The 22,805-nt window shown below is 40.9% G+C and carries 23 protein-coding genes; 14 read left to right on the top strand and 9 right to left on the bottom strand.

The window, feature by feature from the left end; all coding sequences use genetic code 11:
- Position 1: 1 nt before the first annotated feature.
- From HGH90_RS23300 to HGH90_RS23290, 3 genes are all read left to right on the top strand, one after another.
- Positions 2 to 1,462 (top strand): RagB/SusD family nutrient uptake outer membrane protein, encoded by a 1,461-nt coding sequence (locus tag HGH90_RS23300; protein WP_169191976.1) that lies wholly within the window; start codon positions 2 to 4, stop codon positions 1,460 to 1,462.
- A 15-nt stretch (positions 1,463 to 1,477) separates the two neighbouring features.
- The gene (locus HGH90_RS23295; protein ID WP_169191975.1) at positions 1,478 to 2,794 is read left to right on the top strand and encodes a thioredoxin family protein; all 1,317 of its coding nucleotides are present in this window, start codon (positions 1,478 to 1,480) and stop codon (positions 2,792 to 2,794) included.
- A gap of 83 nt (positions 2,795 to 2,877) precedes the next feature.
- A complete protein-coding gene (locus HGH90_RS23290; protein ID WP_169191974.1) occupies positions 2,878 to 5,568 on the top strand; it encodes a S9 family peptidase in 2,691 nt (896 codons plus the stop codon).
- A gap of 129 nt (positions 5,569 to 5,697) precedes the next feature.
- Here the strand turns inward: HGH90_RS23290 and HGH90_RS23285 are convergent, their stop codons facing one another.
- The 7 genes from HGH90_RS23285 to HGH90_RS23255 all read right to left on the bottom strand — a co-directional run bounded on the left by HGH90_RS23285 (position 5,698) and on the right by HGH90_RS23255 (position 11,633).
- The gene (locus HGH90_RS23285) at positions 5,698 to 5,937 is read right to left on the bottom strand and encodes a hypothetical protein (protein WP_169191973.1); all 240 of its coding nucleotides are present in this window, start codon (positions 5,935 to 5,937) and stop codon (positions 5,698 to 5,700) included.
- A 488-nt stretch (positions 5,938 to 6,425) separates the two neighbouring features.
- Positions 6,426 to 6,665: a hypothetical protein gene (locus tag HGH90_RS23280; protein ID WP_169191972.1), complete on the bottom strand. Its 240-nt coding sequence runs from the start codon at positions 6,663 to 6,665 to the stop codon at positions 6,426 to 6,428.
- A gap of 108 nt (positions 6,666 to 6,773) precedes the next feature.
- Complete coding sequence (locus HGH90_RS23275; RefSeq protein WP_169191971.1) at positions 6,774 to 7,013, bottom strand: hypothetical protein; 240 nt, start codon at positions 7,011 to 7,013, stop codon at positions 6,774 to 6,776.
- Between the two features lie 85 nt (positions 7,014 to 7,098).
- Entirely contained in the window at positions 7,099 to 7,623 is a 525-nt protein-coding gene (locus HGH90_RS23270; RefSeq protein WP_169191970.1) for a peroxiredoxin family protein, read from the bottom strand.
- Between the two features lie 15 nt (positions 7,624 to 7,638).
- Entirely contained in the window at positions 7,639 to 8,094 is a 456-nt protein-coding gene (locus HGH90_RS23265; RefSeq protein WP_169191969.1) for a MauE/DoxX family redox-associated membrane protein, read from the bottom strand.
- A 489-nt stretch (positions 8,095 to 8,583) separates the two neighbouring features.
- Entirely contained in the window at positions 8,584 to 8,925 is a 342-nt protein-coding gene (locus tag HGH90_RS23260; protein ID WP_169191968.1) for a helix-turn-helix domain-containing protein, read from the bottom strand.
- 41 nt (positions 8,926 to 8,966) lie between these two features.
- A complete protein-coding gene (locus tag HGH90_RS23255; RefSeq protein ID WP_169191967.1) occupies positions 8,967 to 11,633 on the bottom strand; it encodes an outer membrane beta-barrel protein in 2,667 nt (888 codons plus the stop codon).
- A gap of 857 nt (positions 11,634 to 12,490) precedes the next feature.
- On the opposite strand from HGH90_RS23255, the gene HGH90_RS23250 reads away from it, so the two are divergent.
- The 4 genes from HGH90_RS23250 to HGH90_RS23235 all read left to right on the top strand — a co-directional run bounded on the left by HGH90_RS23250 (position 12,491) and on the right by HGH90_RS23235 (position 16,149).
- A complete protein-coding gene (locus HGH90_RS23250; protein WP_169191966.1) occupies positions 12,491 to 12,892 on the top strand; it encodes a hypothetical protein in 402 nt (133 codons plus the stop codon).
- A 4-nt stretch (positions 12,893 to 12,896) separates the two neighbouring features.
- Positions 12,897 to 13,334, top strand: coding sequence for a hypothetical protein (locus tag HGH90_RS23245; RefSeq protein WP_169191965.1), 438 nt, complete (start codon positions 12,897 to 12,899; stop codon positions 13,332 to 13,334).
- Between the two features lie 455 nt (positions 13,335 to 13,789).
- Positions 13,790 to 14,356: a Crp/Fnr family transcriptional regulator gene (locus HGH90_RS23240; RefSeq protein WP_169191964.1), complete on the top strand. Its 567-nt coding sequence runs from the start codon at positions 13,790 to 13,792 to the stop codon at positions 14,354 to 14,356.
- Positions 14,357 to 14,973: 617 nt separating this feature from the next.
- Positions 14,974 to 16,149, top strand: coding sequence for a hypothetical protein (locus HGH90_RS23235; RefSeq protein ID WP_169191963.1), 1,176 nt, complete (start codon positions 14,974 to 14,976; stop codon positions 16,147 to 16,149).
- Between the two features lie 126 nt (positions 16,150 to 16,275).
- Here the strand turns inward: HGH90_RS23235 and HGH90_RS23230 are convergent, their stop codons facing one another.
- Together HGH90_RS23230 and HGH90_RS23225 are read right to left on the bottom strand one after the other, a co-directional pair.
- Entirely contained in the window at positions 16,276 to 16,800 is a 525-nt protein-coding gene (locus tag HGH90_RS23230; protein ID WP_169191962.1) for a hypothetical protein, read from the bottom strand.
- A 43-nt stretch (positions 16,801 to 16,843) separates the two neighbouring features.
- Entirely contained in the window at positions 16,844 to 17,944 is a 1,101-nt protein-coding gene (locus HGH90_RS23225) for a hypothetical protein (protein ID WP_169191961.1), read from the bottom strand.
- A gap of 608 nt (positions 17,945 to 18,552) precedes the next feature.
- Between HGH90_RS23225 and HGH90_RS23220 the strand changes: the two genes are divergently transcribed.
- From HGH90_RS23220 to HGH90_RS23190, 7 genes are all read left to right on the top strand, one after another.
- Complete coding sequence (locus HGH90_RS23220) at positions 18,553 to 19,014, top strand: hypothetical protein (protein ID WP_169191960.1); 462 nt, start codon at positions 18,553 to 18,555, stop codon at positions 19,012 to 19,014.
- An 84-nt stretch (positions 19,015 to 19,098) separates the two neighbouring features.
- Positions 19,099 to 19,374 carry a hypothetical protein gene (locus HGH90_RS23215; RefSeq protein WP_169191959.1) on the top strand — a complete coding sequence of 92 codons (276 nt, stop codon included), beginning with the start codon at positions 19,099 to 19,101 and terminating at the stop codon, positions 19,372 to 19,374.
- 39 nt (positions 19,375 to 19,413) lie between these two features.
- Positions 19,414 to 19,758, top strand: coding sequence for a DUF4134 domain-containing protein (locus tag HGH90_RS23210; protein WP_169191958.1), 345 nt, complete (start codon positions 19,414 to 19,416; stop codon positions 19,756 to 19,758).
- Positions 19,758 to 20,189 (top strand): DUF1896 family protein, encoded by a 432-nt coding sequence (locus HGH90_RS23205; protein WP_169191957.1) that lies wholly within the window; start codon positions 19,758 to 19,760, stop codon positions 20,187 to 20,189. The genes HGH90_RS23210 and HGH90_RS23205 overlap by 1 nt, the downstream gene beginning before the upstream one ends.
- Positions 20,190 to 20,273: 84 nt before the next feature.
- The gene (locus HGH90_RS23200) at positions 20,274 to 20,657 is read left to right on the top strand and encodes a DUF4133 domain-containing protein (RefSeq protein ID WP_169191956.1); all 384 of its coding nucleotides are present in this window, start codon (positions 20,274 to 20,276) and stop codon (positions 20,655 to 20,657) included.
- 41 nt (positions 20,658 to 20,698) lie between these two features.
- Positions 20,699 to 21,550 carry a hypothetical protein gene (locus HGH90_RS23195; protein ID WP_169191955.1) on the top strand — a complete coding sequence of 284 codons (852 nt, stop codon included), beginning with the start codon at positions 20,699 to 20,701 and terminating at the stop codon, positions 21,548 to 21,550.
- A gap of 10 nt (positions 21,551 to 21,560) precedes the next feature.
- On the top strand, positions 21,561 to 22,778 hold the full coding sequence (locus HGH90_RS23190) for a hypothetical protein (protein WP_169191954.1): 1,218 nt from the start codon (positions 21,561 to 21,563) through the stop codon (positions 22,776 to 22,778).
- Positions 22,779 to 22,805 lie beyond the last annotated feature (27 nt).

The following is a 22,805-nucleotide window of genomic DNA, read 5'->3' as shown; positions in this document are numbered from 1 at the left end:
TATGACAACGATATACATCCTTGATCAAAGAACTTCAGTGCTACGGGCCAAACTGGTCTTCAAAAAAGCGGTCTGCTTAGTTCTGTTAGGGTTAGGGTTGACTTCATGTAAAAAGTTTACAGAAGTACCTGCGCCATCCACCTTCACCAATGCTGCTATTGTGTTCAGTGATGATGCAACAGCAACGGCAGTATTAACTGGGGTTTACCAAAAAATAAGCTATGCACCTTTTACTGCCGGGGTGACCAGCTTATCCCTATTTCCAGAATTGTCGTCGGATAATTTGCTGTCAACAGCGAGTGATCCGCAATTTTTAGGATACTATCATAACAATCTTGACGTTTACTATACCGGTAATTCATCAAATTTTTGGAATGACTTATATCCTGTTATTTATACAGCGAATTCCGCAATTGAAGGCATTAATAGTTCTACGACGCTTTCAGCAACAGTCAAACAACAGCTTTTGGGTGAATCATATTTTATCAGGGCCTTCTGTTATTTCTATCTGACGAACCTAATCGGTGATGTGCCTTTAGCTTTGACATCCGATTACGCTCAAACATCCGTATTACCAAGGTCATCTAGCGAAAAAATATATGAACAAATCATTTCAGATCTCAAAAACGCCCAACAGCTGTTATCGGAAACGTATGTAGATAATACGCTGACGCATCAATCTCCAGAGAGAACACGACCGAATAAATATGCAGCCACCGCATTACTATCCAGGGTATACTTGTATACCAAAGACTACACTGATGCAGAACAACAAGCAAGCGCCGTTATAGGAAATTCGAATTATGCTATAGCAAGTCTTGATCAGGTATTTAAAAAGAACAGCAGCGAAACCATTTGGGCTTTGTACCCAGTGACTGCGGGAGAAAACACAAAAGCAGCTAGGTTTTACGTGTTACCGGAAACCGGACCGAATGAATCTGCTCAACCTACTTATCTTTCCCTAAGCTTGATGCAGGCATTTGAAAACAACGATCAAAGAAAAATACAATGGGTATCCACCGTTACAGCAAACGGCGTGGATTACCCCTATTCAGCAAAATACAAAGAAATTATCCAAGATGCCCCTGTGACTGAATATCAAATTGTGTTACGTCTTTCTGAGCTATTCCTTATACGCGCTGAGGCCAGGGCGCAGCAGGGCAAACTACCAGACGCAAAAGACGATTTAAACCAGATCAGAAACCGTGCAGGACTGGTAAATACGAGTGCCAATGCTAAGGATGACCTTATAAATGCTATATACAGGGAAAGACGAGTTGAACTATTCACCGAATGGGGTGACAGATGGCTAGATCTTAAAAGGACCGGCAGAGTGGATGAGGCTATGAAAGTGGCTACGCTACTGAAAGGAGGAACGTGGAACATCAACTGGCAACTCTACCCAGTACCACAGACAGAAATCGATAAAAACAGGAAACTGACTCAAAACACAGGTTATTAGTAAATAAAATTAGTTATGAAAAGATTGTCATTATGGATGATGTTAATCATCCCCAGTACCCTTTTTGCCCAAAAATCCGGGATTATCTTTACCAGCGCCACTAGTTGGAGGCAAGTCCAAGAACAAGCTAAAGCAGAGCACAAATATATTTTTATCGATATTTATGCGACCTGGTGCGTTCCATGCAGAATGATGGATAACCAGGTATATAACTCAGATTCCGTTGGAAAAATCATGGATTCCTCTTTTATTTCCCTGAAACTGCAAATGGATAAAACTAAAAAAGATTCTGAATCCACCAAACAATGGTACAGTTTTGCAGATTCCATTAAGGCTGTACATAAAATACCATCCTATCCCACATTCCTGTTTCTATCTCCAAATGGGGATCTAGTTTACCGTTCTTCAGGTTTAAAATCCAAAGCGGAATTTATAAAAGACGCCCAAACCGCCCTGTCAAGTACTCAGACGACCGGCGCTCAACTCATTGCCTACCGCGAAGACAAACTGAGTACAGGTGAAATGGAAAAACTGGCCCTACAGATCCTGGAAACAGATAATAAAGAACTGGCAGACGAGATCGCCCAGAAAGTCAAAAGGAACACCTTGGACCACTTAAAACCGACAGAACTGGCAAACCCGGATCACATTCAGTTCATCCGAAATTTTCCGGACCTGGTTACTACAAAAGATAATTTCTTTAAAGCTCTCACCAGCTATAAACAGAAGATTGACAAAATCGTTGAGCAAGCAGGCTTTTCAGATGAATTTGCAGAATATACGATCTCAAGGGAATTTATCGAACCTCAAATCTTCGGAAAGAAACAAGACTCCAATGAATCACCCAATTGGGAAAATCTTCAAAAACAAATGGCAGGCAAATTTGATGCGAACAGGGTGAAAAATGTATTGCTAGACGCACAAATTCGTTGGTATACAGTCCATAAGGATATCAATAAGGTGATCAAATATACCATCCAGAAAATAGACATGACAGGCATTGATACCACTAATGATATCAAGCTGGCAGGAATTAACAACTTTATCTATAATTATATATTTACCCATAGTGACGATCCTAGCATCCTACAAAAGGCCATTGGCTGGATGGAAATTATTGTTAACTCTTCTCCTAAGAATTATAATTGGCTAGATACCTATGCCAATTTGCTCTACAAGACCGGGAAGGTCAATGAGGCAATCCATGTTGAAAAGAAGGCATTGGAAGCCATTGAGGGGGTAGATAAACACATCAGCACCTATCAACGTGATTTAAATCAGATGAATTTAACCCTGGCTAAAATGAAAGAGGGACAACCCACATGGAGGTAGGCCACTGGCCATACTATTTGATCCCAAACATTAAAAAAATCATGTTCAATTATTTCGTATTTTATAATAAAATCAAGTTAACCATGACACGACGCATTTTATTCCTGTTACTATTCTTGATAACTTCCCTTCAGGCCTACTCCCAAAAGAAATTAGTGGACACCACAGACTTTGGTAAATGGGCCTATGTGTCTGATCCGGGTATCTCCAATGACGGCAAGTATATCTCTTTTACAATCAACGACCAACCCTATCCATCCTCCATCATGGTCATCAAAAAAACATCTACCAACTGGGAAAAGAGAATTCCTAATGGCACCTCCGTTAAATTCAGCGATGACAGCAGGTCGGCTATACTGAAAGTGAAAGATACTTTACAAATTGTCAACCTGGAGCACGGGCAAACCCAATCTATTCCAGGGGTGGAATCCTTTGGACTTGTAAAGTTTAAAAAAGCGGAATGGCTGATCTACCATCCCGGTAATATCGCTGTGGGGCTGATCTTAAAAAACCTAAAAACCGGTCAGCAGCTGACGCTGGACAGCGCTACTGACTACCAACCTTGCCCAGATGGAAAATCCTTGTTAGTTACGCAAAACTACAAGGATAAAATTGGGGAACAAGAACTGGTGATCTACGATCCCGAATTGAAAATAAGTAAGTCCCTATGGCATGGGCCAAATCCCTACTTTATAATATTCGATAATTTGGGGGATAAAATCGCCTTTTATACGGGCTCGTCTCTGGAGTGTTATAAATTAGCCACGTTGTATATAGTTGACCTAAACACGGGCGAAGATATGAAGGTGACGCTACAGGATTTAGGAAAATCGGAAGATATGACGTTCAATGCAAATTTTTACGATCATTACAGATTTAGTAATGATGGGAAGCGATTATTTTTTTCTGTATCCGACCAAGATGGCCCCATAAAACCTGGCAATGGCGTGAAAGTAACCATTTGGAACTATCAGGATGCAAAACTGCAAAGCTGCCAATCGGATCCAACCCTGGCCAAGCAGGAATATTTGTATTGCTTTACTATTAAACAGAATAAATGGATTGCCCTCACAAACGAATTTGAATCGATTCCTTATAACTGTAGATTTAGCAGGAATCGAAAAGATGATTACATCGTTGTTGAACGAATAGAAGGTAACGCATCTGAGTTTTATTGGAATCCAAAATCCAAACAAAAAGTAACACTGGTGTCAACACTTACCGGTGAAAGAAAAGTTATAAAAGAGGAATCGAAGGACTATTTAAAAGAAATTGAAATTTCGCCCAATGGGAATTATTTGGTGTACTACAACTGCGCAAATAGGAATTACGAAAGTTACGATGTTCAAACTGGTATAGTAAGAAATTTGACTTCTTCAATCCATACCAATTGGGGAAACATTAATGGGATACCATCCATGCAGTCACCTTTAGGAATTTTGGGCTGGATGCAAGATAGCCGAAAGATTCTATTAAAAGACTTCAAAGGAGTATGGGAAATCGACCTAGAACGACAAATGCCACCGGTAAATTTTATCACCCCAAATTATTCAAATCGAATCTTTACAATATTGAGATCAAACGGCAATAACATTTATCAATATGGGGATATTCTAATCTTTCAAGGCTATAATTTAGAAAATAAGAGTTGCGGATTTTACAAGCTCGAACTTTCTAGCGGAAAAAAAATGCAATTTTTATCGGAAGGGCCTTACCAATATCAGAAGAATTATTCGTACTACAGCACTTTAGGTCCTAATGAGCTAATGAAAGCCAAGTATTCAGAAGATTATTTACTAACAAGGCAATCTGCATCAACGGCACCAAATTTCTTCCTTACTACAGATTTTAAAAAGTTCAAACAAGTCTCAAAAGTTTACCCAGAAAAGGGATACAACTGGATTACTTCTGAGCTACATCAATATATAGACGACAAAGGGGAAAGGCAAGAAGGCGTTCTCTTAAAGCCTCAAAATTTTGATCCGCAAAAAAAATACCCAGTTATATTTATTTATTATACAGAGAGTACTGATAATCTCAATAAATATTATTATCCCGAAGCAAATGGCGGTTACATAAACTTTCCCTGGTATATCAGTAATGATTATCTAATTTTTATGCCGGATATCAAATTTGATAGCGTCAGTACATCCGGTGAGAGTGCCTATCATTCGGTGACGGCCGCAGTTAATTATCTTACAAAAAAACCTTGGGTAAATCAGAATAAAATTGCTGCCCATGGCGGAAGTTTCGGAGGATTTGAAACCAATTACATCCTAACAAAAACCGGAGTTTTTACAGCTGCCATGGAACTTGCGGGGATGACAAATTTGGTTGCAATGTATGGTAGTATTTTTACTCCATATGGCAATAGCCAAACCGTAGGTTATGATATTGGAATGCTCAGAATGTGGGGCACATTATGGGATAAACAACAAAATTATCTTGACAACTCTGCCATTCTTCATGCAAACAAAATCACAACCCCATTATTAATTATGCACAACCCCAAGGATGGATCGGTCCCATATGAACAAGGACTATCATTCTTTATTGCTTTAAGGCGTTTACAAAAAAAAGTATGGATGCTGGAATACGAAAACCAAAACCACATTATTTACCCAAGTAATAGAATCGCCAGAATGGATTATCAAATAAGGGTGAAACAATTTTTCGATCATTACTTAAAAGATCGAGCAATGCCCAAATGGATGTCTGTGGGTGTCCCCGCCAAATTCAGAGGGGTTGACAATGGCCTGAAATTAGAAGAATAAATAGAGGATTTGAAACTAAAAGGCAGTATAACCTTTCGTGGAATTTTAATTTCAGAGAGACAAAAGTAAATATTTAGGCATATCCAATAAGGTGGCTTCATGAAACCACCTTATTGGGTGCAATTGAAATCAATTAGAAATCCAAACAGTAACTACAGGACAAAGAGTAGTAGTTGAGGCTGCAGCGCAACGGCGTGAGTTATGGTCCAAACCAGTATCCTTTAAGGATACAAATGCGGTTTCTACTTGGCAACCGTGAGTTAAATTGCCATCATTACAAAATAAAATATCAGATGGCAACGCGGAATAAGCCATTGCTGATCCTACCAAAGCAATTACTGCTGCTGCGCTAAAGATTAATTTTTTCATGAGATTAAAAGTTCAAAAACAGAATAAAAAGCCTACTTTTTTCTAAGGGTGTTCGGCTATTCCCTCATATTTATATATTTAACAATATTTATAAATATCGGAGCTGGTATAACCTTTCAAATCAATTGCTATAATAAACTGTTAATATCGGACACAAAGTATTGACTGGCCCAACTGAACACCGAAGTTGCGAGCTACCAAGACCCTTGTCAACCAGGGAGACAAATGCCGTTTCAACTTTACACCCATGGGTAACATTGCCATCATTACACCACAGGATATCTTGAGGGTTATAGGCGAAACCAACGCCCACCGAAGTCATAACTGCGATTAAACTAAAAACTATCCTTTTCATGAAGTCATGTTTTAGGTGCAGAATAAAAAGCCAGTTCAAAAATGATATAAATGATTACCGTATGATCCTTGGAAAACTATCGATCAAGTTTTATGACGCATTAAAATGTGTCAAATCTCATGGAAATATCATGTCAATAGGAATAATACACAGGTACAAGTGGGCAGAGCGTATTGGTTGGAACTACAGTGCAGCGCATATTCTTACTTCCTAAACCTCTATCAACAAGGGTAACAAATGGTGTTTCTTCCCTACACCCATGCGCAGGGTCGCCATCATTACAATACAACCAATCTGCCGGATCGCTGGAGTGAGCTAATCCAGATGCTACAGTAACCAAAACGAATAATCCACTTAATGCAAACTTTTTCATGTTAAACAAATTATAGGATTAATGTTACACCGGCTACCAGGTAATGCTTTTGGGATAAGATAAAAGCTGACCATTCAGGCCAGCTTTTATCTTATGGGCCTACCGAAATCAGTTAGTGGTATAAACTGTAACGATTGGGCAAAGAGAAGTAGTTGAAGCAGCTGCACAACGTTGTTGAACAGAACCCAGTTGATGGTCTGTCAAGGAAACAAATGGAGTTTCAACTTTACAACCATGGGTAATGTTACCATCGTTACAGAACAGAATGTCTGATGGGCTTGCAGAGAAAGCCATTGCAGAACCAACTACTGCTAATACTGCAGCTGCGCTGAAAAATAATTTTTTCATGATGAATAGTTTTAAAACATAGAACTACTTTGCCTACTCTTTTCTAAGGGTTTTGGGCTTTCCCCTTTCGGAAACCTGATCAATGTTACCGTATTGATTGCGCAATAGATTTATGCTGAGTGAGCGTTTTGAATTGTTGAAGTCCAATGGATCCCGCATATGCACTGTCCAAGTGTCCGCCAGGACCATAGATGGCAGTAAAGGGAACCACAGCTGAACCGAAGTATTTTGGAAAAACAAATCCTGTATCAATGCCTACCACTACATTCGGAAAATCTTTTAGCCGATACCGATCAATAAAAGGCTGTGTTGAGGCTACGTCAGCAATGGTCAAAATGGTGAATTGAACGTCTTTGAATTTCTCCATATTACTTACTATCGTACGCATTTGTACACGGCAATGCGGACAAGTTGGCGAAAAATAAAACAGGACGTTTGTTTTACCCAGTGGCAGTTGTTCCGTATGAAAATATTCAGTCTTTCCAGGTATCAATAAATTCAATTTTGGGATAGTTTCTCCTTCATGCCCGGTTTTAATGGATTTAATTAAAGGCGCTGAGGAACAGCTGCAAAAAATAAGCACGACTAAAAAAACCGTAAACTGCTTCATACTATACGTTTTTTCTCAAACAAAATGGTAATTATTCCCGCCGGCATCTATCCTGGACCTTTTATCCAAATAAATAGCCAGGATCCCCAACGCAATAAATGCAGAATTAAATATGAGATGTTGTGGCCAGGAAAGAGCTGAAATAAAGCCTCCGCAGGTGCATGGCAAATGTGGATGGAATCTAATCAAGTAAGCCACATAGATAGTAAAGAGAATCATTAATCCACTAACTGCATATAATCCTATCCGCCTAGTACGAGGAATGAAAATTAGAATCGAAATAATCACTTCTAAACCAGGAAGGCCAAAGGCTACTACATCGGAATATCTTTCCATGAGGGGCATTAATGACAATTGTTCTCGGGTTTCGGTAAAGGTGCGAACTTTGGAGATTGCCGTATACAGCATTAAGCTAACATAAAGCAATGAGATCACATCAGTACTCAGGGTACGAAATGTTTTAGAATTCATTACGGATCACAATTTACCCTTGGCAACCTGCCAAAGCGGATTACAGGAATTAAATTACAGCCTTTAAACATTGCTCCATTGCAAGTATGGTGCAGATCTCAGCTATTACCTTTTTCACTTTTGATGAGAGAAGTTCTCTCTACAATGACAAATTAAAGGCATTGCCGTACATCGAATTACAGGTACTACAACAGTATTCAGAACACGCTAAGGCATCCTCTAATGTTCGCGTAAATTACTTTCGGTAATTGCCTCTAAAGTGCCACTGCAATCATCATTATGAAATAAGAAAGCTGAAAATTAAAATTGGTACATTAATCAAGTTTTCAACCGGCATGAGGTTAATGTGTGTCTATTAATGGTTATAGATTATTCTCCAGGGCTTCATCCTTTCTGATCAAACGGGAATCATTGGTATTGATTCTTCAAGTAAATTACAATGCTTTATTTACTCCACCAAGTTGAATCTGGTATCCAAAACGATGTATATTACTGCTGTAATTTTTCAGCTCTCCATTGAGAAGGACTCTTTTTATATATTTTGTGAAAAGCCCTGGCGAAATTGCCAGTGGTTTTATAGCCCAAGGTTAGCGCCACCATCTTTACCAACTCACCCTTATTTAATAATTCGACAGCATACTCCATGGACCGGTGCAGCTGATAATGATATAAGCTTAAGTTGTATTGTTCCTTAAATCCTTTGATTAATATGTCTCGTGACAGCTGACTTATGCTCACAAGTTCATTCACCGAATATTTCTTTACAGGATCCTTATCAATTTCCCCGCGAAGGGCAATAATCTTCTTCAACTGACTTTTTTTGAGGGCCATTATTAATTTTTTAAGGTTAGCGAATACAGTACCGGTCAAATTTACTTGGCGCTGTTATCCTTTTTGAGGTAATATGTAAATCCTACCAAGAACAGCCTGCTAATTGACTTAGTTTGAATGTCTTCAACATAGGTTTCACCTACATTCCTGATGTAGGCAAAGTTTCGATTGAGTAAATCAAATACCTGGACTTTTATAAGTCCGCGGTTATTTTTGATCACTGGTTTAGACAAAGAAAAATTAATGATCAGTCGATCATTGTTGTATCCATCGGCACGGCCAGCGCTTAAAGTATACTTACATGTGGAGGTAAAATAAAGGTTCCAGAAAATGGAGGTATTGGCGTTTATGGAGAAATTATAGTCAAAATAATTTGTACGGCTGGCTGGCTGAGGTTTTGACGAGGTGCTATTGTAGGACAGGCTTGCTGTAATCGCGAAATCCATATTTTCCTTGGGAGAGTAATGAAGAAAAACTTGTTGTATAAGGTTAAATCGGTTAAGGCTGTTTAATTGGCCGTTGATATAACCTCTATCCATGAATACTGTAGATGAGTTATTCCCTCCAATAGTCATTCTATTCCTATTCAAAGGTAAACTTAATGAGATGTAGCTTCCCGTAAACCAGGCGCCATTCGCATTGACCAGAGACGTATATTGCCGGCCTACACTATCGATACTGCTTGTATTTACCATCTGATGCTCTAACATCCCTAAAAAGCCAGCAACAAGGAAAGTTGAACCATTGATTGGATTGACCCTTTTATAATCAACGTTTAAATAATGGGTCAGGGTTGGCAACAGATTAGGATTTCCATGACGTATATAAAGGGGATCGGTATGATCAGGCAGCTGGAATAACTGGCCTGGATCTGGTGTTAAAAGGCGTGTGTCATAAGCGGCATGAAGGAAAGATTTCTTGCTGATTCTGAGGTTTAAATCAAATGCAGGCGAGAGATTAGTGAAATTTCTTGTATAGGCCAAATGATCACCTATTGAATTGGTTACTTGATTATTGGAATAAAGGTTGGCGCCAATGGTCAGGTCATATATACTCTTCGTCACTTTAATACTGATCTTTGCCTTGTTAAAGAAATTGTTATTGTGTATACCACCGCTAAGGCTATCCATAAGCACCCCATAGGAATGAGTAAATTCGTCAAATCCCTTGACCTGTCTATTTGAGCTCGTGGTGGAATAATTTGTGATCAGGTCAAGATTCAAGGACCATACCTGATTTATAGGCCGCAGGTAGGAGACTGAAAACTGAAATGTAGATCCTCGATCTCGTTGCGTTCTAAATTGATTGATGGTGTCTGTACTATGTGGTGTATCATGCGTAAAATAAGAGGTTAATGAATGATTCGTTAACTCTGTGGGATTAAAGTTGTAAGCATAGCTTAAATCTATTTTGAGTTGCTTCGCATGACGATTAAATTGTCGTTTGAAGCTTAAGCTATTAAAATAATAACCTGTCCTACCGTCCGCCTTATTATCTACTTTCCCACTATTCTGTACATTTTGAGCTATCATCGTGGTATAACTGTTATCGATATCGCTGATTACACGCGAAAAAATAGCCCTACTGTTTAACTGAATTGTGGATAATGAGTCTATTTGATAGGATAGACTTGCTTCAATGGCGTGAACATTTGAGCGTTCCTTTGCCATCGAGTTCAGGCTATAATTGGAAACCTCATCCGAAAATAAATTTTGACGAAGGGATTTAGTTTCTATTACGGACTTTAAGTTATCCAGATAGTAGCTTCCAGTAAAAGTTAATCGGTTGCTCAAATCCTGGTTAAGGTTGATCCCACTAACAAGGTTGGTGTTTATTCCTTTTAATCCTACACGATATTCATCGAGGCTATTGATATTATCTGTATTTGCCATCAAGGAGATCTGACGGTGGCTTTCAAACCTGTTGAGCTTGGTTCTTAACGAAAATTTCCCATCTGCACCTCCTGCAGCAGAAATAAGACCATTGACTTTTCCATACTGATCATGTTCCAATGTAATGTTGATGGCTTTTTCCGTTTGCGCGCTATTCCCTTTTTGAATTTCATAGGACTCCGCTTTGCGATCAATGAACTGAATAGTTTTTACAATACCGGAAAGCAAATTATCCGTTGCCATTTTGGTATTTCTTCCAAAATATGGTTTCCCATCCACCAGGATCTGTTTGACCTCCTGGCCATTAATACTGATTGTCCCATCTGAAGATATTTCAACCCCGGGAAGTTTCTTTAAAAGTTCCCGCATCGCCTCTGTTTCCCTGGTGGGATAATAGGTGGCATTGAATTCAAGCGTATCTTTTGTGTTTTTTGCGATAGCTTTTTTTTGAACAATATCGATCTGTTTCAGGGCTATCGGAATTTTAATTAAATGAATTGCTCCGATATCGACGGTAAGCTTATAGGTGCTGAATTGGACAGAAAAGCTTACTGGCTGATAGCCCATGTATTTGACAACTACCTGGTATGCGCCTGTCTCTATAGAAGGAATTCGAAAATTGCCGCTGGCATCTGAAGAGGCAGAATATTTGACTTGATCAGATCCTTGGGGAAGCAAGGCCACCGAAGCTCCAGGCAATTTTTCTTTTGACTCCCCATTGTAAATTTGGCCGGTTATGATACCTATAGGTTTATTTTGAGGAAAAGCAAAAATTGACCATAAAACTCCGAATGCTGCGAACAACAGAGTTTTCATATGATAATTGCTTAATGAATTAAGTTAGGGAATCTAACCGCTGTACATTCGCAGTATCCTTGTATGGCCTCAAAAAGCTAAAATGGACAAATCTTTTTCCGGTAAGATGTAAAGTCTTTCCATTGGAGGAACCAGCTTCTTTCCATATCTGTAGAGTAAACAAAAAATGAATCCTACTCGAGGGAAAGCACATCAAAAATGGGGGCAATCCAGATCAATAAATCGAACCAAGAAAACGGCCAATGAAGAATCAAAGGCCGGGGGGGCATTTATTCGTTAATCATAAAAAACAATTCTGCTAGACCATGCCACTGGCCGGTAAAAAGCGTTAAGGATAAAGACCTATGGAGTAATGAACCTGAAAATAACGCATTTTTAACTTAGTACCTAATGGTTATAAATAGCCTGATCGTTGGGTCCATCTCAGATTTTGGCATCAAGCATTGTGGTGATTATAAGAACTTGACTGTAGACCTCACGGAGATCATAACCTAAATTACAAATTTGGCTTTAAGTTCAGCTTTATCAGATAAACTGTCAGCCAGACAATATCCACTCATAGCGCCGACCTTTGTCTATTTCCTACATGATAAAATAACTGCTTTTATCATCCGTCAATGCTGACAGCCTAAAACCCAATACCGTATGATGAATGCGCCTGGGAATTAGGGCGGGCCAGATACCCGACCCAAAATTAATTTGGAAGTTCCTGCTATTTGATTAATATTACAGCCAATGTTATGTCAGTTTGTTAACATATGCCTCTACTAATGCCTATTTAATAAACTAATCTGTACTGTATACCGTTCGAAAAGCTAGCTGTTCATGCAAATCAATTGTTAACTTAAAAATAGTCTATGAAAAAAATTTGCCTATTATTTCTGTCTTTGGTAGTTTCAAATGCAGTTCTTTGCTTCTCCACTTATGCAAAGGAATTTCAAACGGCAGTCTTGATCAATCCACCGGAGAGTACCGCCTACATGGCTGTAGATGGAAACCAGTGTACCGATTTAACCCTTCGCAATCAGAATGTGTTAAGTGTTTTGCTTTCTGTCGCTGAACCAAGACCACTTCAGCCTACATGGGACCTCATTCTTTTGCCTTTCGCTAGCGGTAAAAAAACATATTGTGTTTTTGCCAAAGTTCCTGTTCGCTGGAATTTTACGGTAAGCACGGTTTCCAGTGCGGCACATGTTGTTCTTGAGGCAGCATGGGACCCTTTTATCCCAGATCCTACAAACCTAAATCTACAATACTAAGCATATGAAAAATATCCAGGTACTCACCGTTGCTCTTTTATTTGCACTGGCCGGCTGTGCCAAAAAAGAAAAGGAATCCGCTTTACTGATGGGACCTATCACTTCGGCTACAACCACCGTATCTGCACGACAGTATGCAGAAACAGATAGCTTTCTAAACGTTGATGCTCGTGGCAAAAGCATTTCAGAGTTGTCCGATACTTCAAAGGCAAAATTAAAAGCAGCTGTTTATCGATTCTACAAACATGTTTCCCTAAATAATGATCATTATAGCACGACTTTAAAAACAGGTAGTGAAATCAAAATGTCCGATGACCTGTTTTCATTTCTCAAGGAGGATTTGGATAGGTTAAATACACAAATTGAACAATCCAAAAAAACTGGTAAAAAGTATGAGCTTCCAGAAGTCACACCCGAGTATTTAAATTCTCTGATCCAATAAAGTATAGTTGAGCGTAATCAAAGAAATACGAACAAATTATATCTGCATTGTGGGCCATTCTCTCTGAGAAATGGCCCATTTTTTTGTACCATCATCGTAACATTCTTTAAAGCCTTTGGTGAGGTATCCACTGATAAACAGGATATGACCAGAAGTTTAACTACCGAAGCGCGTTCCAAGAGGTTGCTGTCTATATATGTTTTCACTTGTTGGATGGCTATCTCATGCCTGTATTTACGGATCATGCACTATACCAATTTAAGAGGTTAATGATAATGGGTTGGCAAAAATTTTCTTATTAATGGTTAACGATCAATAATTCCAATGGTGAATTTAATATAAATATCATTTCGATGAACTTTACTGCAGTAGGAGAAAAAAGCTAAAATGGACTATTTTTAAAGGGAGATTTTCGTTAACTCAGGCCTGCAATGGCTACCCTCAAAAAAATAATCATGGAAAAATTCGTAGCGACCCTCTCTCAAATTTCCGAACTCTCACCTCAGCTGCGCGAAGATATCGCCAGCAAGATCACCTTCACTTCCTTTAAGAAAAAAGAGCAGATCTTAAGGGAAGGAGAAATTTGTAACTATCTGTATTTCGTGGAGCATGGATTACTGCGGGCTTATTACCTCAAAGATGGCGAAGAAATCAGTTCTCTGTTTATGGAGGAAGGTGATTTTGTGATTTCTGTGCTGTCCTTTTACAAGCGGCAGGCGAGCCATGAGTTTATTGTAGCCCTGGAAGATTGTCAACTTTGCGGCTTCCATTATGATGATCTGAACTATTTGTACCGAAAGCATGTAGAATTTAACCTCATCGGCCGAATACTCACCGAAGCCTATTTCTGTCTTGCTGAAGAACGTTTAATTGGTATGCGCAAATCCAATGCAGAGGAAAGATTCCGGTTTTTGCTGGATAAAAAAACCGATCTGATCGCAAGGATTCCCGGTAAAGACCTGGCCACTTACCTGGGTGTAACGCCAGAAACCCTCTCCAGGATGCGCTCAGCCATTCGTTAATTTTCTTGACTAATATCAATTTTCAAAAGATTTCTATTCGTCATCTTTGAAATAACAGACCGACTGTCCTAGTAGCCAGTTCCAGGAAGGCCTTTAGCTTTGAAGTGTCACAGGAAAAGAATATTTGCGGGGGCCGTTCACAGACCTACGGTTACCCAGTTCACCTAAAATCACACAGTTATCCGGAGGAATATCCATAAAACACCTATTCGCTTTTCTTTGTTTCCGCAAAATATGCCAGAGGATGATTCATAAAACTGAAAGGGTTATGGTCATTCTCCTGTCAAAGTCCGGGTGTAACATATTCACTTTAAGAAAGTCAAACGATAAAAGAATGAAAGTTAATTACCGTTTAATTATCATTCCTAATTTTAAAGCCTGATATTAACAAACAATAAATTTTTTAACCCATAAACCCATAAACCAATTTTAATAGACTAACATAAAATCCACGAAAAATCTTTAGCCCCCATGCGCTAACATAAACGGATCAAGGACGCTCAAGCGATCAAAGATCAAATCATTTGCCGATTTCCATTTCATGTAGCCTTTGCAGGTTTAGCCTTTCTGTGTCCATTACCTCCGTTTTTTTCAAAACTCTAAAACGAAAAAAGAAAATGAAGAAAATTTATGCTTTTGAATGGCTGGAGGAGCTGACCTCAAAACTCAAACCGGGAGAAGTTCAGCTACAAGAGGACAGGACAGGTGATTTGATCAAAGAGATTTCTTTTGAAAAACAAAACTCCCTAAGAACGCTAAGAAACCAGATTACGCTGATCAAGGATGAACATCATACGGAAACAGTGGTACGAAAATATTATCGGGCGATCCTATTGCTGATCGATAAGGTCTATACCTACAAAGAAGTTACCCTTGTGCAAAGCAACCAATACACTGACCTGCTGGAATACCTCTGGATTACCTTAAATGAAATCCAGCAGTTTATCGAGGTCCATTATCAGGGTTACCTGACCCAGGAAGAACGTGTACCCCTACCCGAATTGTTACTGATCAAAGCAGACTTTCTTCAACGGCTTCCCGCCCTGCGTAGTATCCTGAAAAAAGGTAAAAATACCGCGCGGAGCATCCAAATGGTGATGGATGCTCTGGCTAGTTTCATCGCCAGGATAGAAAAAAATGAACTGATCACCCTGCGGGAAGCCAAATACCATGTCGAATTCCTGATTGAGCTGGAGCGGGGAGAAACCACCATCCTGCCCGACTGTCCTACGCTGCATGAAGTGCTGTTTGTGTGGAATTTTAATTCCTTTGAGAGCCTGGGTTACTTCACCAAGGAAATGCAGCTGCGGGTAGATGCCAAGCCTACCCAGGAAGAGAAGCTCCAGTACATGAAGTTTGAGTTTAAGCGTATGCTCCATCTCCCGGCTAAACCCAATACCATTTATGACAAGCGCTATCCCAGCATTAAAAGCTATTTCACCGGATGGCTGGAAAAAGAAATCGAGTACCTGGAACAAAAGACTACCAGGATATCGCCTTTAAGCAATCTTCCATCCGCCCGTATGGATCCTCCTAAACCATACAAAGTCATGGTCAACCTGTCTTCTGATCAGTTGGGATTGCTTTTAAAAGGCTTTACCGACGCCCAACTGCTTACGGCCAACAGTATGCGGGCGATATTTGAAGATGTGGTTCCCCGGTTATCCACTCCCCGCAAAGATGAGCTGAGCTGGCAGAACATGCGGATTAAAACTTATTCACCGGAAAGAAAGGATGTGGTGCGATCTGTAGAAGCCCTGGAAAAGGTAATCAAGATCATTCAAAACTATTAAAAGTTCTTCCCGCAACTTGGTGACTAAAATAAATAAATGTAATTAGAAGCAATAAGCTTTGTAATAATTATAGGAAAGGTGCCCCAATATTCTTTGGAACACCTTTCTCTTTCGTTTGTTATGAAGCTATTTGGCTTTCAATTTCTTATAATCGTCTGGCACTCCTTCCCAATCTGCCCATTTGACCCGGTTATAAAAGCTATTCTGGCGTATGGTCGTCAGCTCCGTAACCACGGTGTCCAGTAACTTGATGATCATAATGATGTCGTCTGCACCGACTGAAGCAGGTTTGCTTTTACCTAATGCCTCAAAAGCGGTATTAGTATATGAATCAGCTTTAGCAACAAGATCTTTTAGGTCTCCACCATACTTCTCACAAACACGTTCTTTTTTGGTGAACAAATTAAGATCCTCGGACATTTTTTTGAAAAGATCATTGAATTTATCCTGAAGGTCTGAATATTCCTTTTTTAGCCTTTGGATGGTTGTGTCTTTGAGTTTAGAATTTTGAAGATCTGTCACACATTTATAGACTTTCATTTCAACTTTTCGATTACCTTTCGCAGGACCACCTTTGCAGAGGTCTTGGGAAAAAACCTGAGTAGCGGGAATTGCAATCAACAGCAAAAAGAGAAGTTTGATTTTCTTCATAAAGTATATTTTAGGGTAAAAAAATGACATTGGATGTAGTTGATTAGTTATTAGGCTTCACTCGCAGATTAAATGTGAAGGTATATATGGATTCATCCAAAAATTCAACCACGATTGGAATATCGAAACTTCCGTATACGCCAGCCATTATCAGTTGGAAATTTGATGTGCTAAAATCCCTTTTTACAAACTTAATATCCTTCTTATTGCGGGAATGTTTGGACCGGAAGCTATGGTGAAGACCATAGGTCACTTTTTTGATCATACTCATTAGTGTATCATTAGGCATGTCTTTATTATTAGACTGAATGCTTAAATGAATACGAAAATTTCTTGTATCGGAACTATCTTTAATTTTTTTTCTATATTCAGGTCTAATCACACATGCTGCATCCACAAATTGTTTTAATATGTCACTATAAGTAGTATCCGTAAAATTGATTAGATCATCCATCTTAATGAGTCTAATCTGCTTAATTATTTCCAGAACTGACATTTGAGTTTTTAATTGGGACTTTTTTGCGTCATCCCATCCATCTGCGATCGCATCCCGTCGTTTAGGCTCAAAAGGCGGATGAATATCATCTTTTGATGCTTCTAGCTGGGAAAACGGGAATTGACTTTCCGCTTTAGTCATTTGGTGGAGTGATGACCAGAACCCTGAAAAATAATCAGCATCCAGTTCGTCTTTGGGGGTCAATTTTGATCCACCCTTGGTCAAACTATTTTGAGTGATATGACCCAGTTCATGCGCGAGGAAGCTATAGATCATTTTCTCCGTGAATTGATCTTCTTTAAATTTTGCCTCATTAATCAGGATGTAGATTTCATCATTCTTTTGCCCGAGTCCCGTGGCCACATAATCTACAAAGGAATCATCCGTATTAGCTAAATGCAACACGAGTTGACTGTGGCCAGTGGTAAATAATAGTTTCTTTGCCAGGGTATCGTAAAAAGGGGAAATGTCGGCACTCTCTGCAATCAATGCACTATCGAGATATAAGTTCACGCCACAGATATTCTTCATTGCAATTTTCCGGCTCTGAGCATAGGTAAAGGAATACAGCAGAAAATTGAAAATTGTTCCAAATACGACTGTGGAATACCAAAATTTTCGGGGCATAAAAACTTTAACCCAGATCATAGATGGGGATTTAGTGGTTATAATGGGGACTTGATATTGTTTAAGTCGCAAAATGCTTGGAAGCCAGGATGCAATAGTATCCTTACTTCTAAGTCCAATGTATATCGAACTCACACTTACCTGATCTTCACATTGTGTTTGTTGAATTATCTGCCTGGTAGCTTTTGAAATCTAGGGATTAAAACCGTCTGCTTTGTGCCTTTGCTATAGGGTATAAGTACAGAAAATTCTGATAGTTAGAACTTTTTGTCAATTGTTGCGATGAAAATAGGATAAATATATGATCTACCCAAATTTATGAAATCCTCACTATGTTTTCACCTAAATACAATTTACCAGCTGAGGTAAATATCAAAGCAGATCATACTTTTTGACAGGCCTGGATCGAGATTAATTTCTGATAGGGATCATCTGTATTTCCACAAAAAAGTACTTAGTCCAAATATTTTTTACTCCAAATTAACTGGCTAAAAATCAACGCAATACTCCACATACCATTTCCCCATATGGGAAAGTGTTGCTTGTACAGATTTTCAGTTGTGGGTTCTTTTGTATCGTAAACAACGCAGCACAAGGTTGCACACGGATTAACCTAAAAAAGAAATGATATGAAAATTCTGAACTACTCCTGGAAAGATTTTGGCACCGTGATCCTGGTGCTGGCACTGATCTACTACCTCGTGATCTTTTATCTCCGGCATCAGCGGCAAATGAAGTCGCCTGTTCAAAACCGGCAGGTAGACCTAGACGATGACTTTATAGAGCCGGAGATCATTGATCCTTTTAGCAAAACCGCCCGGCTTTCCCCTGAACAAACGGAGGAGCTGAATTTCCAGCAAGCCGAACGCCTGATTGGTCACATCAAAAGGGCCATCCCGGATTACGTGGACCGGGAGCTGGGCAAAGAAGAAATGCTGGAGGAATTGCGTGGATTGATGGCCGGATATCCAGGTATTGAGGATGATATTCTGCGCAGGGGCATCACAGAACTGATCCTCTCACAATGTAAGATACATGGTTCCATTATGCCAAGCAGAAGTGAGGTAGAGCAGTTGTGGACAATGGTGTGAAGCATCTGGAACCGGTTTAGCTGGCGTTCCCCGCTGTGGCCCCAGGCGGGGAGCAAGAGCCAAAATAAAGCCCCTTTGAAGTGATTGACCCGCTTAAAGCTCCACGCTACTGAGCAACGTGTTAACCCCAACCCGGAGTTGTTTTTTGCCGGTCAGCTTTCCCACTCCCTGCCTGTAGGCAGGGAGAACCGGGAAAGTCTTAACAGTGGCCTGTTGCAGGCCAGAATAGAACAAAAAGAATGTGATGAAAATATCGGCTGCTGCCAGCTGCGGGAATGGTGTGTGCGTAACGGAGTAGAGCAGCAGTGGCAGACAGCCGACCTGACCTCCCTCTCCCTGCCCGTTTGGGCGGGGAGCTGAGGAAAGGGACAAGAGTTAACCTTAAAATGAGAGAGAGAAATGTGTAGATGGAAAATCAAGGGAGTATCCCAAAAAAAAGTGCTGGGCACAGTCACACTGGCTTATCTGCTCCTGATGGAGATTGGTGTCCAGGCCCAGGGAACCGCCGATGGATCCAAAGGCATACAAGCCGCCGACAAGGCCGTCCGTAGCTATTTTGGTGTAGGTACGTCACTCATGTACGCGGTAGGCGGTGTTCTTGGATTGATTGGCGCCGTAAAAGTGTACCAGAAGTGGAATTCGGGGGACCAGGACACCAGCAAAGTGGCCGCCTCGTGGTTTGGTAGCTGCATCTTCCTGGTGGTGGTGGCAACGATTATTAAAAGTTTTTTTGGACTCGACTGATGGAAAAATTACTCAAAGAAGCGCTACAGCGCTATGTCGCCGAATATTATCCGGACATGGTACAACAGTTTACCGCCGATGTACCCCTATCGACCTACCTGGAGGATAGAGTTACTTTAGTTCGACCCTTAATGGATGAACTGATCGCACAGGGAGAAACCGCGCAGCAAATTGTGGATGCCTGCATGCAGCAGATCATTAAAGATCTGCCGCCATCAAAATACCAGTATCTGCTAATGGTATTGCAGGAAGAATTCCCGGACGACTATAAAAATTTTAAAACCGCCGGGGTACTCCGGTATAAAATGATCCAGTTGATCGGGCATTGCCAGCAGGCCTTTGAGGATTTTGATTTTGATACCCAGGTGCCCCCAGATCACCGCCTGGAGCATAGGGTCATTGGGGAGATAGCCGGTTACCTGATCGGCTAATCTCCCTGGAGGGGCCCGGGGAGTTGGAAAAGACGAGTTAAAAAGAAGTATCAAACCATTTGTTTCATCCTTAGAAAGAGCGTTATGGCCAACAGTGTGTATGAAATCAATAAGGGTATTAACCGCAGCATTGAATTCAAGGGGTTAAAAGCACAGTACATCTGGTATTTAGCTGGTGGCCTGTTAAGCCTGTTGCTCTTGTTTTCGGTGGTGTATATCCTTGGTATTAATGTCTATCTGGGCCTGGTGATGATTGGTGGCCTGGGCACCGCTTTGGTGATGAAGGTATACGCCATGAGCGCGAAATATGGCGAGCATGGACTGCTCAAAAAGATGGCCATGCGGCAGGTGCCCAAACTGATCAAATCGAATAGCAGAAAGGTTTACCGGGAGCTGGGCCGGTCAAGAAAAAAAAATAACCCGGTAAAGAAGAATTTGTTAACCCGATCCACCCTTATCCATGGATGAAGGCGTGGTATGGGATGGTCATCAATATAGAATAGTGAGCTATGGCAAGTAGATACACCGTGCAGATCACCATGAAAGACGGCACCCGTTTCCATTATGACTTTATCCAAAGGGCGCTGGTGGAGACACAAGACCCGAACAATAAGATCTTGCTGACAGACAAGATGAGTATCGAGGAGGGTGGGTACTGGTTCCTTTATGATCCCAAGACTAAAAATATTGCAACTCCAGAAGCGATAGGTAACGATATACAAGGACTGCATGTCGCGAAGGTTCGTGGATTGACTTATGCTTCGCCCGGTGAACTGAGCTTTCTTTATGGCGTTCCTTCTGCTTATGTAAAAGGTAAATCCGATACCGAATTTTTCAAAGGTCTGCCTGCTTATCGGAAAGAGCAATATGAGCGGTACAAAGACATTTACGGTACCGAGCATTTAGAGCAAAGGCTGCAAGGTCAGTTACCGGAGATTAAAATCGGTATCAGGAAATATACACTGGATTGGGGGAACCGGCAAATGATTAAGGTGAACGATCCAAAAGAGATCCTGCGGTTTAGTGACCTTGCTCCACAAGAAGGAGGCTACAATGCCTTTTTCAATTTAAAAACCGGGAAAGCCTATCGCTCCTATCATGAAGAGGTCAATCTGGATGAATGTGTCATTATTGATATTCCGCATGAAAGGATACTGGATAGCGTAGCGGTAGCCAGGGAATGCGGTTTTAAGGATACCGACCTGTTGGGTGCGTATCCCTACAAAAAAGAACACCGCGCTTTACTGGTTGCTGTTCACCCCCAGGCTGCAAAGCTGATGATCGATCAAAAAAGAGCAGAAGAACAAAAGATCGCGCAGAGTCCTTTCATGGGCAAAGGCAGGAAGTTCGGTTTAAATTAATAGTAAGACGATGGAAAAATATGAAGGTATGCTGGCCATACATGGAGATTTGTTTGAAGTGGATAAAAGTCAAAGGCTCTTAAAAGGGCAACGGGCTTGCATCAAATGGGGATCAGGGAGAACCTTTGATCTTGCCGATGGCTACCTGGCGGGCATGTACAATACCCGGGACAAGGAGTTCTATCCTTATACCAAACCGTATATGCTTACCCGGGAGAAATACATTTGGGCATTTTTCATTCCACAAACCTTGCTGACCGGAACGGATCGTCCGACTGCAGCCCAGGTGATCAGGTTCAATCAGCAAAGCCTCCTTGGGCACCATGGGTACGCTTACATTGATGGGCTGCTTTCCAGGCGGATAGAAAATCAGCTCCCCATCTATGCGGAACGCGGTATTGTCCTGTATCAACCCGCCAAAGTGAATTATGTCGGCATGTTTGTCATCCATGGCGACTTGTTTGAACTGGATACAGAGAGAAAGCAGTTGTTTGAGATGGGAAAGCTTCATCGGGCCGTGCATCTGGATGGCCTAAAACAGCAGCAGGACGCCGTGTATGGACGTTATAGCAGTAGACTCAAACGGATATATGGTCAAGGGATCACCCTTATCAATGAGGAGCAACTATCCTGGTTTATCTTACCGATGGAATTGATCCAAGGTTTCAAAAGCCTTAACCCTGCAATCATTGAGGCCTATAACCGCAGCAGCTTAGCGGAACAAATGGGGTTCCAGTATGTGGATCAGGCCCTGAGCAACCGGCTGAATGGAGAGCTCCCGCTTATGCAGCTGGGCGGAAAGGATTACGTGGTCGATATCTGCCGGCTTCGAATCTATCGGAAGGACAACCCTGAACAGGCCTTTCACTTCCGGTCGGTGGATATGTACGAACCTTCCGAAAAATACTTTGACACCCTGCAACAGCTGCCGGTCAGCCTGGAACACCGGTATCACCAGCTGATTCAAATGCCTGATCAGGTGGTGGCGATGAGCTTTCCAAGGCTACATGACCTGGACTTGATTGGTTTTGCCGGTTTATGTGGCCTTGCCCCTACCGCCCTGATTTGCAATTATGACTGGAAGATCGATCCGGAGAAAATTAAAATCGTGCCGCTCATCAAAACAGCCATACCGGAAATGATCCGAAGAAATCAGATTGAAAAAGAGGTTCAGGGCCCTCCTGCATACAACGGTCAGCCTACCCACCGGGCGCCAGATGGATCGTAGTTCAGCCCCTTAACCCCTAAGATCAAA

The sequence above is a fragment of the Chitinophaga sp. Ak27 genome (assembly GCF_012726295.1).
Lineage (GTDB): Bacteria > Bacteroidota > Bacteroidia > Chitinophagales > Chitinophagaceae > Chitinophaga.
The sequence above is the reverse complement of the archived record's forward strand: the minus strand, read 5'-3'. Positions and strand labels throughout refer to the sequence as shown.

Coding starts and splice junctions, on each gene's coding strand:
- HGH90_RS23285 (WP_169191973.1), bottom strand. CDS start 5,937: ATGAAAAAATTAATCTTTAGCGCAGCAGCAGTAATTGCTTTGGTAGGA.
- HGH90_RS23280 (WP_169191972.1), bottom strand. CDS start 6,665: ATGAAAAAGTTTGCATTAAGTGGATTATTCGTTTTGGTTACTGTAGCA.
- HGH90_RS23300 (WP_169191976.1), top strand. CDS start 2: ATGACAACGATATACATCCTTGATCAAAGAACTTCAGTGCTACGGGCC.
- HGH90_RS23265 (WP_169191969.1), bottom strand. CDS start 8,094: ATGAATTCTAAAACATTTCGTACCCTGAGTACTGATGTGATCTCATTG.
- HGH90_RS23225 (WP_169191961.1), bottom strand. CDS start 17,944: ATGATCTGGGTTAAAGTTTTTATGCCCCGAAAATTTTGGTATTCCACA.
- HGH90_RS23205 (WP_169191957.1), top strand. CDS start 19,758: ATGGAAAAATTACTCAAAGAAGCGCTACAGCGCTATGTCGCCGAATAT.
- HGH90_RS23200 (WP_169191956.1), top strand. CDS start 20,274: ATGGCCAACAGTGTGTATGAAATCAATAAGGGTATTAACCGCAGCATT.
- HGH90_RS23275 (WP_169191971.1), bottom strand. CDS start 7,013: ATGAAAAAATTATTTTTCAGCGCAGCTGCAGTATTAGCAGTAGTTGGT.
- HGH90_RS23220 (WP_169191960.1), top strand. CDS start 18,553: ATGAAAATTCTGAACTACTCCTGGAAAGATTTTGGCACCGTGATCCTG.
- HGH90_RS23235 (WP_169191963.1), top strand. CDS start 14,974: ATGAAGAAAATTTATGCTTTTGAATGGCTGGAGGAGCTGACCTCAAAA.
- HGH90_RS23295 (WP_169191975.1), top strand. CDS start 1,478: ATGAAAAGATTGTCATTATGGATGATGTTAATCATCCCCAGTACCCTT.
- HGH90_RS23255 (WP_169191967.1), bottom strand. CDS start 11,633: ATGAAAACTCTGTTGTTCGCAGCATTCGGAGTTTTATGGTCAATTTTT.
- HGH90_RS23290 (WP_169191974.1), top strand. CDS start 2,878: ATGACACGACGCATTTTATTCCTGTTACTATTCTTGATAACTTCCCTT.
- HGH90_RS23230 (WP_169191962.1), bottom strand. CDS start 16,800: ATGAAGAAAATCAAACTTCTCTTTTTGCTGTTGATTGCAATTCCCGCT.
- HGH90_RS23250 (WP_169191966.1), top strand. CDS start 12,491: ATGAAAAAAATTTGCCTATTATTTCTGTCTTTGGTAGTTTCAAATGCA.
- HGH90_RS23245 (WP_169191965.1), top strand. CDS start 12,897: ATGAAAAATATCCAGGTACTCACCGTTGCTCTTTTATTTGCACTGGCC.
- HGH90_RS23240 (WP_169191964.1), top strand. CDS start 13,790: ATGGAAAAATTCGTAGCGACCCTCTCTCAAATTTCCGAACTCTCACCT.
- HGH90_RS23270 (WP_169191970.1), bottom strand. CDS start 7,623: ATGAAGCAGTTTACGGTTTTTTTAGTCGTGCTTATTTTTTGCAGCTGT.
- HGH90_RS23195 (WP_169191955.1), top strand. CDS start 20,699: ATGGCAAGTAGATACACCGTGCAGATCACCATGAAAGACGGCACCCGT.
- HGH90_RS23210 (WP_169191958.1), top strand. CDS start 19,414: ATGTGTAGATGGAAAATCAAGGGAGTATCCCAAAAAAAAGTGCTGGGC.
- HGH90_RS23190 (WP_169191954.1), top strand. CDS start 21,561: ATGGAAAAATATGAAGGTATGCTGGCCATACATGGAGATTTGTTTGAA.
- HGH90_RS23260 (WP_169191968.1), bottom strand. CDS start 8,925: ATGGCCCTCAAAAAAAGTCAGTTGAAGAAGATTATTGCCCTTCGCGGG.